14 protein-coding genes are annotated in these 14078 nt (G+C 66.5%); 10 read left to right on the top strand and 4 right to left on the bottom strand.

What is annotated here, in order from left to right; genetic code table 11:
- Positions 1–156 precede the first annotated feature (156 nt).
- Positions 157–1356, top strand: coding sequence for an IS256 family transposase (locus tag ACW179_RS13865; protein WP_492059584.1), 1200 nt, complete (start codon positions 157–159; stop codon positions 1354–1356).
- Between the two features lie 785 nt (positions 1357–2141).
- The gene (locus ACW179_RS13860) at positions 2142–2444 is read left to right on the top strand and encodes a hypothetical protein (RefSeq protein WP_492060063.1); all 303 of its coding nucleotides are present in this window, start codon (positions 2142–2144) and stop codon (positions 2442–2444) included.
- Positions 2445–2480: 36 nt separating this feature from the next.
- Here the strand turns inward: ACW179_RS13860 and ACW179_RS13855 are convergent, their stop codons facing one another.
- Both ACW179_RS13855 and ACW179_RS13850 read right to left on the bottom strand, forming a co-directional pair.
- Entirely contained in the window at positions 2481–3398 is a 918-nt protein-coding gene (locus tag ACW179_RS13855; protein ID WP_492060062.1) for a sterol desaturase family protein, read from the bottom strand.
- A complete protein-coding gene (locus ACW179_RS13850) occupies positions 3395–3769 on the bottom strand; it encodes a hypothetical protein (RefSeq protein WP_492060061.1) in 375 nt (124 codons plus the stop codon). Before ACW179_RS13850 ends, ACW179_RS13855 begins: the two co-directional genes overlap by 4 nt.
- Positions 3770–3921: 152 nt before the next feature.
- Here ACW179_RS13850 and ACW179_RS13845 point away from each other — a divergent pair, with 152 nt between their 5' ends.
- Complete coding sequence (locus tag ACW179_RS13845) at positions 3922–4410, top strand: DUF805 domain-containing protein (protein ID WP_492060060.1); 489 nt, start codon at positions 3922–3924, stop codon at positions 4408–4410.
- A gap of 52 nt (positions 4411–4462) precedes the next feature.
- On the opposite strand, the gene ACW179_RS13840 is transcribed toward ACW179_RS13845, so the two are convergent.
- Positions 4463–4999, bottom strand: a complete 537-nt coding sequence (locus ACW179_RS13840) for a porin family protein (protein WP_492060059.1) — start codon at positions 4997–4999, stop codon at positions 4463–4465.
- Between the two features lie 294 nt (positions 5000–5293).
- Between ACW179_RS13840 and ACW179_RS13835 the strand changes: the two genes are divergently transcribed.
- The 7 genes from ACW179_RS13835 (at position 5294) to ACW179_RS13805 (ending at position 13007) form a co-directional block, all read left to right on the top strand.
- Positions 5294–6409, top strand: a complete 1116-nt coding sequence (locus ACW179_RS13835; RefSeq protein WP_492060058.1) for a beta-ketoacyl-ACP synthase III — start codon at positions 5294–5296, stop codon at positions 6407–6409.
- Between the two features lie 245 nt (positions 6410–6654).
- A complete protein-coding gene (gene tcyJ, locus ACW179_RS13830; RefSeq protein ID WP_492060057.1) occupies positions 6655–7443 on the top strand; it encodes a cystine ABC transporter substrate-binding protein in 789 nt (262 codons plus the stop codon).
- A gap of 2 nt (positions 7444–7445) precedes the next feature.
- On the top strand, positions 7446–8105 hold the full coding sequence (gene tcyL / locus ACW179_RS13825; protein ID WP_492060056.1) for a cystine ABC transporter permease: 660 nt from the start codon (positions 7446–7448) through the stop codon (positions 8103–8105).
- Positions 8102–8842, top strand: coding sequence for an amino acid ABC transporter ATP-binding protein (locus tag ACW179_RS13820; RefSeq protein ID WP_492060055.1), 741 nt, complete (start codon positions 8102–8104; stop codon positions 8840–8842). Before tcyL ends, ACW179_RS13820 begins: the two co-directional genes overlap by 4 nt.
- Before the next feature lie 63 nt (positions 8843–8905).
- The gene (locus ACW179_RS13815; protein ID WP_492060054.1) at positions 8906–9208 is read left to right on the top strand and encodes a hypothetical protein; all 303 of its coding nucleotides are present in this window, start codon (positions 8906–8908) and stop codon (positions 9206–9208) included.
- A 43-nt stretch (positions 9209–9251) separates the two neighbouring features.
- Positions 9252–11342, top strand: coding sequence for an ATP-dependent DNA helicase RecG (gene recG / locus ACW179_RS13810; protein WP_492060053.1), 2091 nt, complete (start codon positions 9252–9254; stop codon positions 11340–11342).
- A gap of 45 nt (positions 11343–11387) precedes the next feature.
- Positions 11388–13007, top strand: a complete 1620-nt coding sequence (locus tag ACW179_RS13805) for an NAD(P)/FAD-dependent oxidoreductase (RefSeq protein WP_492060052.1) — start codon at positions 11388–11390, stop codon at positions 13005–13007.
- Between the two features lie 7 nt (positions 13008–13014).
- Here the strand turns inward: ACW179_RS13805 and ACW179_RS13800 are convergent, their stop codons facing one another.
- Entirely contained in the window at positions 13015–13959 is a 945-nt protein-coding gene (locus ACW179_RS13800) for a DUF808 domain-containing protein (RefSeq protein WP_492060051.1), read from the bottom strand.
- Between the last annotated feature and the right edge of the window lie 119 nt (positions 13960–14078).

Here is a 14078-nt window from a genome sequence, read left to right as displayed (position 1 = left end):
TGTCCCGGGACGTGGTGTAGCTCGTTGGCGATAGCGTAGCCGCTCGCGACGCGCGCCTTCCCCATGGCGCCGTAGCGAGCGAGCGGCGTAGCGGTGGTCATCCACGATCTTCGGTAGGGTTGGGTTGCGAAGCTCAACCTGAACCAAGGACCGAAGATGACCGAAGACACAATCGCCCTTCGCGGGCTGATGGAGAAGAGCGGCGACAGCGATTTTCTACGCGAGATGATCGGGTTCGCCGCCCAACGCCTTATGGAGCTGGAGGTGGGCGGCCTGACTGGGGCTGCGCACGGCGAGAAGAGCCCCGAGCGGCTGGCGCAGCGCAACGGCTACCGCGATCGCGACTGGGAGACGCGGGCGGGCACGGTGGAACTGCGGATCCCAAAGCTTCGCAAGGGCTCCTACTTTCCGGGCTTCTTGGAGCCGCGGCGGCTGGCCGAGAAGGCACTGACCGCGGTGATCCAGGAGGCCTACATCCAGGGGATCTCGACCCGCTCGGTGGATGACCTGGTCAAGGCGATGGGCATGAGCGGCATCTCCAAGAGCCAGGTCTCGCGGCTCTGCGAGGAGATCGACGAGCGCGTCCAGGCCTTCCTGACCCGGCCGATCGAGGGCGACTGGCCCTACCTGTGGATCGACGCCACCTATGTGAAAGACCGCACCGCCGGGCGTATCGTGTCCAAGGCCGTCATCGTCGCCGTGGGCGTCAACGCCGATGGCCGGCGCGAGGTGCTGGGCCTGGCGGTGGGCCCTTCCGAGGCCGAGACGTTCTGGACGGACTTCCTCAGAAGCCTGGCCCGGCGCGGCCTGCGGGGCGTCAAGCTGGTGACCTCCGACGCCCACGAGGGTATCAAGGCGTCGGTCTCCAAAATCATGAACTGCACTTGGCAGCGTTGCCGCGTCCACTTCATGCGCAATGTCATGGCTCACGCCGGCAAGAGCGGTCGCGCCATGGTCTCGGCCTTCATCGGCACGGCCTTCGCCCAGGACGACGCCCAGGCCGCCAAGACCCAATGGCGCGGCGTCGCCGACCAACTGCGGCCCAAACTCCCCAAGCTGGCCGGCTTCCTCGACCAGGCCGAGACCGATGTCCTGGCCTACATGACCTTCCCCGCCGCCCACCGCACCAAGTTGCACTCCACAAACTCCCTGGAGCGGCTCAATGGCGAGATCAAACGCCGGACAGAGGTCGTAGGCATCTTCCCCAACGAGGCCGCCATCATCCGGCTCGTCGGCGCCATTCTGCTCGAGCAGAACGACGAATGGGCCGTCCAACGATGCCGCTACATGACCCTGGAAAGTGTCGCTCCCTTGAGCGATGATCCCATCGTCAGCCTGCCCATCATGGCGGCCTGACCAATCCGGCTCAGCCGGAGAGCGCGGTGATCACGCCGACGCAGTTACACCACGCGATGGGACACGACCCGGTCCCGGCCTGGCCTCAACACAGCGCCCCGTTGGGCTGTCCTGCTCCGCCAGACCCTGCCGGGCCTTCAAACGACGGCCGACGGACGCTTCCCGCTCGACCCTCCCCGCCACCCGTCAGGTCGCCAGCTGGACGGCCTCCCCCGTGGCGGGGCGAGGAGCAGTATGGGGGCGGTTTGCGGGGGTGTGTGTCGATTTTTGATCGTGACGGTGGGAGGGGCGGTCAGGGCGTTGAATTTGCTGGGGTGGGGGCGGGTTTATCCCCGTGCGAGAACGGGGATAGCGCGAATTTCCCTCTCCCAGAGGGAGAGGGCGGGGCCCGCCGCGAAGCGGTGGGAGGGTGAGGGGTTACACCGTGTCCGGACAAGGCAAGATCGAAACAGCGAGCGCAAAAAAGCCCCCTCGCCTGCGGCCTCCGCCCAAAAATCGCGGCCCCTTCGGCAACCGCTGAAACCCCTCACCCTCCCACCGCCTCCGGCGGCGGGCCCCTCCCTCTCCCTATGGAAGAGGGATTTGGCGCGCGGGCCTCCAACGTTTGAATTTGTCATTTTGCAGTAGAAGAAGTGTGCCCCTGTTTCGAGTATGGTAAATGACGAGCGATAGGGATCGGTCTATACGGCCCGACAGATAAGACTGGGCGCTCCGAACTTGAGTTGGAGTGAATTGATCGCGCCCTCGCTCTTGCCGAGCTCGCGAAGGCCGTACATCCTTGTTGGATGACCTACACCGATGAAGTCTTACGTACGGCGCATCGTCACTCGTCAAAGCATCGAGAGGCCATTGAAGCTAGTGGCGTTTGCGGGTGTTTCTATTGTCTAGAGACGTTCGGGCCAGTGGAGATCGAGCGCTGGCTCAACGAAGGCACTGGCACGGCCATTTGCCCGCGCTGCCAAATCGACTCAGTGCTCGGATCGGCGTCTGGACTTCCCGTCGACAATCCCGACTTCCTGCGCGAAATGAACAACCACTGGTTCGGATATCTAGGAACCAGCGACGGACACGCGGCCGCCGAGCTTTAGGGACATGAACGCATTGCGAGCGGGATTGACGGAGCCCTACTGATCGGCCTCCTCCGTTTGCCCGCCCACCCGCGCCCTCCACTTCGCCTTGATGGTGTGCGACGTCTCCCGCGACCCATCGGGACTCCAGCCCGGCGGGCCGAACATGTAGCCCAGGACCTCGCGCGGCGACTTCGCGCCCAGCACGTCCCGGCCGATGCCGACCCACTCGTGGAAGACATTGTGCAGCAGGTTGAAATTGCTAAGGTTCTTCACCGCACCATAGCGGCAGGGCTCCTCGTCGACCTCGGGGATGAAGGTGCGAAACATCCGGTCCCATATGATCAGGATGCCGGCATAGTTGGCATCCAGGTAGCGGGCGTTGCGGGCGTGGTGGACCCGGTGATGCGAGGGCGTGTTGAACACCGCCTCGAACCAGCGCGGCATGCGCCCCACCGCCTCGGTATGGATCCAGAACTGGTAGACGAGGCTGATGCCCTTCTGGATGGCGACCATGGCCGGCGGGAAGCCCAGCAGCGACAGGGGCAGCCACAGCAGCCAGGTGCCGGCGACGCCGCCCGTCCAGGTCTGCCGCAGGGCGGTCGAGAGGTTGTAATGGGTCGAGGTGTGGTGGTTCACATGGCTGGCCCACCAGAAGCGCCGCTCGTGCGACAGGCGGTGGAACCAGTAGTAGGTCAGGTCCTCGGCGAAGAAGAGCAGCACCCAGGCCCAGATCGCCGTCATCGGGATCGTGAACAGGCGGTGCTCATAGGCCCACAGGGCGGCGGCGAAGATCAGCCCGCCGGTGAACAGCCCGGCGACCGTGCTGCCCAGACCCATGGCCAGGGAGGTGGCCGTGTCGCGGGTCTCGTAGTTGGCCTTGGCCTTGCCCAGGCGCGCCAGGGCGATTTCCAGGATGATGGCCAGCACGAAGAAGGGGATCGCCAGCTGAACGGGATCGAACGCGGGCTTCATGCGGCAAGCGCCTGCGGGGGCCAGAGCGGGCCGGTGACGGAAAAGACCGGCGCGGCGTCGGCCAGGACCAGCTTCAACCGTCCCTGCTGCGGCGTAGCGGCGGACACAGCGGTCCAGGTCGTGTCGCGGGCCACATAGCTGTCACCGCGACGCCACAGTACGAGAACCTGGTCCCCGGCCCGCGCCAGGGCCCCGGCCCCGTCGGCCGAGATCCAGACAGCGGACGGCCGGTGGTCGGGAAACTCCTCGGCCAGCAGGGCGTTCAGGGCCTCTGCGTCGAGCGGCGGCGTTGGCCGGGCGATCCGCGCCCAGGCCGCCAGACCGACCAGGGCGGAGATCGCCACCGCCGAGCCGAGCAATTGAATCAGCAACGCTTTTTCCAAGCTGACGCTGTCCTCCCCTTTTTCTTCAGCGTCGGGGACGACGGGGGATCGGTCAAGCTCGGCGTTGAGCGGGCGAACCATCTTTACCCAAACGGGAAACCGTGGCGAAATGCCCGCTCCACGGGTTGAGGGCCGCGCCTATGTCTCTGATGTTTGAGCCGCTGCGCAAATATGCGCAGTTCGAGGGCCGTGCGCGGCGGTCCGAGTTCTGGCTGTTCACGCTGTTCCAGATTCTGGTGACGGTGGGCTTCTTCCTGGCGATCGGCGTGACCGGCAGCAGCTTCGCGGCCCAGTCCGAGGGCGCAGAAGACGTTGGCCTTCCAGCAAGCCTCCTGACACTCGGCATGGTCCTGTTCTGGCTGGCCATGTTCATACCCAGCCTCGCGGTGACGGTGCGGCGGCTGCACGACAGCGACAAGTCGGGCTTCTGGATGCTGCTGCACCTGATCCCGTTCGGCGGCTTCGTGATCTTCATCTTCACCCTGCTCGACGGGACGCAGGGTCCCAATCGCCACGGTCCCGACGAGAAAGGCCGCGCAGGCTATGGCCCCGCCGTCGTGCATCATCATCACTATGCGCCTGGAGCCGAACCCGTTTCGGACGGCAGCGGCGCGCCCCTCGCCAACTGAGGACAGCACGGCGCTCCCCGCGAGGGGAGCGCCGCCTTGATGGTCGCCTGATCTAGAACTTCCGGGCGTAGCCGATCGACAGCACATTGGCGTCGTCGGCGTCGTTGTCGCGGAACTGCTGGCGGGTGTAGTCGACCCGAACGCCGTTCTTGTCATCCAGCCTGTACTGGGCCCCGACGCCGTAGTTGACGCTGTCGGCGTCGAACTTGGACTCCACCCCGGCCAGCCTGGTCTTGAACTGGGTGTTGCCGTAACCGATGCGGGCCAGCAGGTCGATATTAGGCGCAACCGGCAGGAAGCCGACGCCATAGACAGCCGCCGAATGGGTTTGCTCCAGGTTAGACCGCACCCCGGCGGTGTCGATATTGTCGTCCTTGATCCCGCCGCTCAGTTCGCCCTCGACGCCGAAGTGCGGGGTGAGCTTGGCACCCAGCCGTCCCTGCACCGCGCCGGTGTCAGCGCCGTCGGCACGGGAGGCGCTGTAGCCCAGGGTTCCATAGATCTCGGGCGAGGCCGTCTGGGCGTGCGAAAGGACAGGAACAGCGGCGACCGACAGGGCGGCAAACGCCGCAGGCATGAGGATTTTCATTTTTTTACTCCGTACTGCTGAGACCCCTCAGCGCCTGTTGGGTAGCCACGCCCTGGGGCCGAGATGGGGCCTGGAGCGGACCTGTTCTGGGCCATTGCGTGTCGGGCCAGACATGTTGAAGGCGATTGTGGCCGCGCCGTATCGTTCCCTTGGGGAAGGAAAAAGCCGGGCCTGTGCCCCTCGGGACGCACGGGCCTTGAGGAGGTGACGGCACCAAAAGCCGTGCTATTGATCGCGCCGAACCAGAAACAAGACGCGCCCTCGCCGCGCGCCAGCGTCATCGGGACAAGTCGCTTGCATAAAGCCGTCATCGCCGCCACGGGCCTCTACACCCCGCCGTTCAGCGTCTCCAACACCGAGCTGGTCGAGGCCTTCAACAGCTTCGTCGAGCGCTTCAACGCCGCCAATGCGCAGGCCATCGCGGATGGCGAGGTGACCGCCCTGGCACCGTCCTCGCCCGAATTCATCGAGAAGGCCTCGGGCATCAAGTCGCGCTTTGTCATGAACAAGGACGGCATCATCGACCCGGAGGTCATGCGCCCGATCCTGCCCGAGCGCCCCAACGAGCAGATCTCGATCCTGGCCGAAATGGCGGTGGAAGCCGCAAAACAGGCCATCGCCGCCTGGGGCAAGCCGGTCAGCGAGATTGGCGCGGTGATCTGCGCGGCCTCGAACATGCAACGGGCCTATCCGGCCATGGCCATCGAGGTGCAGCAGGCCCTGGGCATCGAGGGCTTTGCCTTCGACATGAACGTGGCCTGCTCGTCGGCGACCTTCGGCATCAAGACCGCCGCCGACTTCGTGGCCACTGGCAGCGCCAAGGCCGTGCTGATGGTCAATCCCGAGATCTGCTCGGGCCATTTGAACTTCAAGGATCGCGACAGCCACTTCATCTTCGGCGACGTGGCCACGGCCGTGATCATTGAGGATGCCGACCAGGCCGTCGGCGGCTGGGAGATCCTGGGCACGCGCCTCAAGACCGTGTTCTCCAACAACATCCGCAACAATTTCGGCTTCCTCAACCGCGCCGCGCCGGAAGGCGAAGGGGCGCGTGACAAGCTGTTTGTCCAGGAAGGCCGCAAGGTGTTCCGCGAAGTGGTGCCGATGGTCAGCGAGATGATCGTCGAGCACGCCCGCGACCTGGGCGTCGATCCCCAGGCCCTGAAGCGCCTGTGGCTGCATCAGGCCAATATCAACATGAACGAGATGATCGGTCGCAAGGTGCTGGGCCGCGACCCCGCCCCCGGCGAGAACGTCATCATCCTCGACACCTACGCCAATACCAGCTCAGCCGGCTCAATCATCGCCTTCCACTCGGCCAATGACGACTTCGCGGCCGGCGAAACGGGGCTGATCTGCAGCTTCGGCGCGGGCTATTCGGCGGGCACGGTGTTTGTGCGGAAGCGGTAGGCCTTAGCCACTCGCCCCCTCCGCGCTGACGCGCTCCTCCCCCAGAGGGGGAAGATGAAGGTAGACGCGGCTCATCTTCCCCCTCTGGGGGAGGACGACCGCGATAGCGGTCAGGAGGGGGCCAGTGCGCCTGACGCCCAATTCCCCATCACCCGCCGCAATGCGCAGGTCCGCCCGCGCTTGCCTCTGGCGGCGTGCGTCGCGGCGTATAGAACTGGGGCTGTTCCGGATTCCCGAGGCCGCCCATGCGATTCCCTGACCGTCGAAACCTTCTGCTGGGCGCGGGCGCGCTGGTGCTGGCCGGCTGTGGCGACAAGGCCGGCGACGCGCCCCAGAGCACGGCCCAGCGGGTCACGGCCAGCAAGACCCTGCGCATCGGCCTGGAAGGCACCTATCCGCCGTTCAACTTTCAGGACAAGGACGGCCAACTGGCCGGCTTCGACGTCGATTTCGCCAGGGCCCTGGCCGAGCAGATGGGCCTGAAGCCACAGTTCAGCCCCTCGCCGTTCGCCGGCCTGCTTGGCGCGCTGGAGGCCAAGCGCATCGACGTGGTGATCAACCAGATCACCATCACCCCCGAGCGCGCGGCCAAGTACGACTTCTCCAAGCCCTATACGGTCTCGGGCATCCAGATCATCACCCTGAAGGGCCAGGGGGGGCCCTATTCGCCCGCCGAACTGGCCGGCAAGAAGGTCGGGGTGGGCCTGGGCACCAATTACGAGAGCTGGTTGCGGGCCAACGTCCCCACCGCCGATGTGCGCACCTATGACGATGACCCAACCAAGTATCAGGACCTGAAAGCCGGCCGCATCGACGCGGTGCTCAACGATCGGCTGGTGGCCGCCGATTTCGTGAAGAGCTCGCCGGAGTTCGTCGCCTCGGGCCCTGCCTTCGCCGCCCAGAACCAGGGCGTGGCCATGCTGAAGGACCCGGCCATGAAGGTGCTGGTCGATCAGGCCATCGATACGATGCGGGCCAACGGCAAGTTGGAGGCCATCTCCCAGACCTGGTTCGGCGCGGACGTGACGAAATAGGCATGGACGCCACGCTGGACCTGCTGCGCCAGTCCGCGCCCCTGCTGTTGAAGGGGGCCGGCTATACGGTCGCGCTCAGTATCATCGGCATGAGCCTGGGGCTGGTGCTGGGCTTTGGTCTGGCCCTGATGCGGCTGTCGCGCACGGCCCTGCTGCGCTGGCCGGCCGGGATCTATGTCTCGGCGTTCCGGGGCACGCCGCTGCTGGTGCAGCTGTTCCTGATCTATTACGGCCTGCCGCAGTTCGGGATCGAACTGCCGCCGCTGGTCGCCGCCGGCCTCGGGTTCTCGCTCAACATCGCCGCCTATGCCTGCGAGATCCTGCGCAGCGCCATCGCCAATGTCGATCGCGGCCAGTGGGAAGCCGCCACCGTGCTGGGCATGAGCCGGGGCCAGGCCCTGCGCCGGGTGATCCTGCCGCAGGCCGCCCGCACCGCTGTTGCGCCGCTGTCCAACAGCTTCATCAGCCTGGTCAAGGACACCTCGCTGGCCGCCACCATCCAGGTGCCGGAACTGTTTCGCCAGACCCAGCTGATCACCGCCCGCACGTTCGAGATCTTCACGATGTATCTGGCGGCGGCGGCGCTCTACTGGATCGTCTCCACCCTGCTGGCCACCGGCCAGGGCTGGCTGGAACGCCGCGCCGCAGAGGGCCGCCGATGAGCGCCGTGCAGGCCAGCGGCCTGATCAAGCGGTTTGGCCAGGACACTGTGCTGAACGGCGTCGACCTGACCGTCGCGCCGGGCGAGGTGGTGGCCATCATCGGCCCCAGCGGCTCGGGCAAGAGCACCCTGCTGCGCTGCCTGGCCGGGCTGGAACTGCTGGATGGCGGAAGCTTGCGGATCGCCGGGGTCGAGGCCACGCCGCGCGCGCCCCTGGCCAGGGCCCTGAACGGCCGGGTCGGATTCGCCTTCCAAGGCTTCAATCTGTTCCCGCACCGTACCGCACTCGAAAATGTGATCGAGGCGCCGATCATCGTTCGACGAAAGCCGAAAGCCGAAGCGCGCAAGCTTGGCCTTGAGCTGCTGGGCAAGGTCGGACTGTCTGAACGCATCAACGCCTATCCGGGCGAGCTTTCCGGCGGCCAGCAGCAGAGATGCGCCATCGCACGGGCCCTGGCCATGGATCCAGAGGTCATTCTGTTCGACGAACCCACCTCTGCGCTCGACCCCGAACTGGTCGGTGAGGTGCTGTCGGTGATCCAGGATCTGGCCGCCGAGCGGCGCACCATGCTGATCGTCACCCACCAGATGGACTTCGCTCGGGAGGTCGCCGACCGGACGATCTTCATGGATGGAGGCGTGATCGTTGAACAGGCCCCCTCGCGCGAGCTGTTCGGAGCGCCTAAGGAGGAGCGAACGCGACGATTCCTCGGCAAGGTGGCCGTAGCCGGGTCATAATTTGGTCAACGGCGCCCCCCAACACCTTGCCGCCAACGCCGCGTGCCCGTAAGGCGAGGTCCTGTGAAACCCTATATCGAACTGAAAGGCGCCTCGGGCGCCGTTTATCGCTACAAGCTCGCCGAGGACGCCGATCCCCGGACGACCATCGCTGGCAACTTCGTCTATCTGGACGAGGTCGGCACGCTGCTGTTTGCCGGCGAAACCAACAACCTGGTCGGCGCGAACGAGCGCTGGAGCGAGGCGGTCAAGCGCCACCACGCCAAGTCCCTCTATACCCGTCTGAACGTCTCGGGTGCCTCTCGCTCTGAAGAGCATGCCGATATCGTCGCCGCCCTCGACCCGGTGATGAACCGCGAGGCCTGACGAGGCGTCCACACAAACGCCACGCTTCGCTATGGTGGGGCCAATGCGCCCCGAGATTCTCTTCCCCCTGTTCACGCCGGTCTCCACCCTCAAGGGCGTGGGGCCGCGCGTCGCTCCGCTGGTCGAGCGGGTGGCGGGAAGCCTCGTCCGCGATGTGCTGTTCACTGTTCCCCAGAGCGTGATCCGCCGCACGAGTGCCACCGCCGCCACCGCCATCGACGGCCAGGTGCAGACCTTCATGGTCAGTATCGACGCCCACCAGCCACCCTCGCGCCTCGGCCAGCCCTGGAAAATCCGCGCCTGGGATGAGACCGGGTTCCTGACCCTCACCTGGTTCAAGGGGCATGGGCCGCATCTGGAGCGCCAGCATCCGGTCGGCGCGCGCCGCGCCGTCAGCGGCAAGGTCGAGCGGTTCGGCTCCGAGATCCAGGTCGCCCATCCGGAATATCTGCTGCCCGAAGAGCGCGCCGGCGACATCCCCGCCTTCGAGCCCGTCTATGCCGCCACGGCGGGCCTGCCCTCGCGAACCTTCCGACGGTTTGCGCTGGAGGCCCTGAGCCGCGCCGTCGACCTGCCCGAATGGCTGGACCCGGCCTGGCAGGCCCGCGAGGGGCTGCCGGCCTGGCATGCGGCCTTCACGGCCGCCCACAATCCTACCGGCGAGGCGGATGTCTCGCCCCTGTCGCCGCATCGCCGCCGCCTGGCCTATGACGAGCTTCTGGCCCACCAGATGGCCCTGGCCCAGCGCAAGGCCACCCGCCGCGCCCAGCCCGCCCCGCGCGTCCCCGCCAGCCCCCTCGCCGAGGCGGCGGAACAGGCCCTGCCCTTCCGCCTGACCGGTGCCCAGATCCGCAGCCTCTCGGAAGTACGCGGCGATCTCGCCTCGGGCGAACGCATGAGCCGCCTGCTGCAGGGCGATGTCGGATCCGGCAAGACCGTGGTCGCGATGCTGGCAGTCGCAGACGTGGCGGGCGCGGGCCTGCAATCTGCGATCATGGCCCCCACTGAAATCCTGGCCCGTCAGCATTACGAGACCATGGCCGAGCCGCTCTCGAAGCTGGGCCTGTCGGTGATCCTGCTGACCGGCCGCGACAAGGGTGCCGGCCGCGCCGCCAAGCTGGCCGGCCTGGCCGACGGAACCCACGCCGTGGCGATCGGCACCCATGCCCTGTTCCAGGACGATGTGATCTTCAAGGCCCTGGGCCTGTCGGTGATCGACGAACAGCACCGCTTCGGCGTCAACGAGCGTCGGCGGCTGCAGGACAAGGGTCCCATAGGTGAAGGAGGGGGCGTTCACCTGCTGGCCATGTCGGCCACGCCCATCCCCCGCACCCTGGAACTGACGGTGTTCGGCGACCTGGATGTCTCGCGCATCGACGAGAAGCCGCCGGGCCGCACGCCCGTGGCCACCCGCGCCGTCCCCATGCCGCGCCTGGCCGAGATCGTCGACCGGCTGAAGGCTGCGGCGCAAGCCGGGGCCCAGGCCTTCTGGATCTGCCCTCTCGTCTCGGAATCCGAGAAGATCGACCTGCAAGCGGCCGAAGAACGTGCTGCGGTTCTGCGCCAGATCATCGGCCCGTCGGTGGGCCTGGTTCACGGCCAGATGCCGGCGGCCGAGAAAGACGCGGTCATGCAGGCCTTTGTCGAGGGCAAGGTCTCGGTTCTGGTGGCGACCACCGTGGTCGAGGTCGGCGTCAACGTGCCCAATGCCAGCATCATGGTCATCGAGCAGGCCGAGCGCTTTGGTCTGGCCCAGCTTCACCAGCTACGCGGCCGCGTCGGCCGCGGCGCGCGGGAAAGCTCGTGCGTGCTGTTGTACGACCTGCCCTTGTCTGACAACGCCCAGCAGCGGCTGGACATCCTGCGCAAGTCCGATGACGGCTTCGAGATCGCCGAGAAAGACCTGGAACTGCGCGGCGGCGGCGATCCGCTGGGCCTCAAGCAGAGCGGTTTTCCCGCCTATCGCCTGGCTGATCCGGTGGTTCACCGCGACCTGATCGCCGTGGCCGCCGACGACGCCCGCCTGATCCTGGCGCGTGATCCAGACCTCACCTCGCCGCGTGGCCAGGCGGTGCGGGTGCTGCAGGAACTGTTCGACTGGAAACCGACCTCGCCGCAGCATGATGCGGGGTAGCGACCGGTTCTAGCGCACTGCCCCTCTTCCCGCTAAACCCGCCCCATGCTGCGCATTTCCGAACTGAAGCTGCCCCTGGATCATCCGGCGGAGGCCATTGCGCCCGCCCTCTGCGCGCGCCTGGGCATTCCCGCTGACGACCTGATCGACTTCACCATCGCCCGCCGCGCCCACGACGCCCGGCGCAAAGCAGCGATCCTGATGGTCTATTCGGTGGACGTGACCCTGCGCGACGAGGCCGAGGTCCTGGCGCGCTTCGCCGGCGACCATCATGTGCGGCCAAGGCCTGACACCGACTATCGCTTTGTCACCCAGGCACCGAAAGACTTCGCTGGCCCCCGCCCCGTGGTGATCGGCGCGGGTCCCTGCGGCCTGTTCGCCGGCCTGATCCTGGCCCAGATGGGCTTCAAGCCGATCATCCTGGATCGGGGCAAGGTCGTGCGCGAGCGCACCAAGGACACCTGGGCCCTGTGGCGGCGCAACGAACTGGACCCTGAATCCAACGTCCAGTTTGGCGAGGGGGGAGCCGGCACCTTCTCGGACGGAAAGCTCTATAGCCGGGTCAAGGACCCGCGCCATCTGGGCCGCAAGGTGCTGGAGGAGTTCGTCAAGGCCGGGGCCCCGCCCGAGATCCTGACCGAAGCCCACCCCCACATCGGCACCTTCCGCCTGGTGACGATGGTCGAAAGCATGCGCGAGACCATCGAGAGCCTGGGCGGCGAATATCGCTGGCAACACAAGGTCGAAGAGATCGACGTTGAAACCGCCGCCGACGGATCGCGCCAGATCAAGGGCCTGAAGCTCTCGACCGGCGCCTATCTGGAGGCCCAGCACGTGGTGCTGGCCGTCGGCCACAGCGCCCGCGACACCTTCGAGATGCTGCATGACCGGGGCGTCCAGATCGAGGCCAAGCCCTTCTCGATCGGCGTGCGGATCGAGCATCCGCAGTCCTGGATGGACAAGGCGCGGTTTGGCGACTGCGCGGGTCACCCGGATCTAGGCGCTGCCGACTACAGCCTGTCGCATCACTGCAAGGACGGCCGGACGGTCTATAGCTTCTGCATGTGCCCGGGCGGCACGGTCGTGGCGGCGGCTTCCGAACCGGGCCGCGTCGTAACCAACGGCATGAGCCAGTATTCGCGCAACGAGCGCAACGCCAACTCCGGCTTCGTGGTCGGCATCGATCCCGAGCGCGACTTCCCCGGCCATCCGCTGGCGGGCGTCGAGCTTCAGCGCAAGTGGGAGTCGCTGGCCTATGTGGCAGGGGGCTCGACCTATGCCGCGCCGGCCCAGAAGGTCGGCGACTTCCTGGCGGGTCGGCCGTCCAGCGATCTTGGCGTGGTAGCGCCGTCCTACAAGCCGGGTGTTCATCTGACCGACCTTTCGGCCTGCCTGCCGGCGTTCGTCATCGACGCCATGCGCGAGGCCCTGCCGGTGTTTGGTCGCCAGATCGCCGGCTATGACCATCCCGATGTGCTGCTGACCGGGGTCGAGACCCGCACCTCCTCGCCCATCCGCATCACGCGCGGCGAAGACTTCCAGAGCCTCAATACGGCAGGTCTCTATCCGGCCGGCGAAGGCGCTGGCTATGCCGGGGGTATCCTGTCGGCCGCCATCGACGGCATCAAGGTCGCCGAGGCCGTGGCCAGGGCCTACGCGGCCTGACAGCCCATCAGTGGGCCGCCGTGCCCTTGCGGTGATGCCACAGGTGCAGGACCCCGGCGATGGCGCCGCCGATGACCATCCCGACCACGGCGGAGCCCAGGGCAAAGGCCAGCCAGCCGGTCACTGCGCCCACAACCGGCGCGCCATGGGCCCAGTGCGAGAAGCCTTCGACCCAAACGGGGATCGGCGTCAGGTGGAAGTGTTCCAGCCCGTGCACGATGATCCCGCCGCCGACCCACAGCATGGCGGCGGTGCCGATCAGGGTCAGGGCGTCCATGGTGACCGGCATGGCCTTGACCAGGCCCCGGCCCAGGCCGCGAAGCCCGGCGTTCTTGCCCTTGGCCAGGTGCAGGCCGATGTCATCCATCTTCACGATCAGTCCGACCACGCCATAGACACCAATCGTGAGCAGCAGACCCACCAGGGCCAGGGCTCCGGCCTGGACGAACAGAGGCCGGCCGGCCACATCGTTCAGGGCAATGGCCATGATCTCGCCCGACAGGATCAGGTCGGTGCGGATCGCGCCATTGACCTTCTGGGTTTCCAGTTCCGGACCGCTGAGCGCCAGCTCCTCGGGCTCGTCGGCGCCCTCCTCGCCGCTGAAGGCTTCCAGCACCTTCTCGGCCGCCTCGAAACACAGATAGGCCCCACCCACCATCAGGATCGGCGTCACCGCCCAGGGCGCGAACGCGCTGAGCAACAGGGCGCCGGGCAACAGGAAGAAGAACTTGTTCTTCAACGATCCCATCGCGATTTTCCACACGATCGGCAACTCGCGATCCGGCGTGAAACCCATCGCATAGCCGGGCGTAACCGCAGCATCATCGACAACGACGCCAACAGCCTTGGAACCGGCCTTACCGGCAGCCCCGGCAACATCGTCGAGCGAGGCGGCGGCAATCTTGGTGATGCCGGCGACGTCATCCAGCAGGGCGGCGAGACCAGAAGGCATGGGGCATCCCGAGGCAAATCAAGACAGACGAACGCGCGGCAAGGTGTGGTGATCCGCTTTCATTGTCGACCTCCCCTGAAAGGATCACAGCCCATAAGCGCTTGCCTGACGCTGGGTGA

The organism is Caulobacter sp. AVps18 (assembly GCF_058681425.1).
Note: the sequence above shows the minus strand (reverse complement) of the source record. Positions and strands in the feature narration are given on the sequence as shown.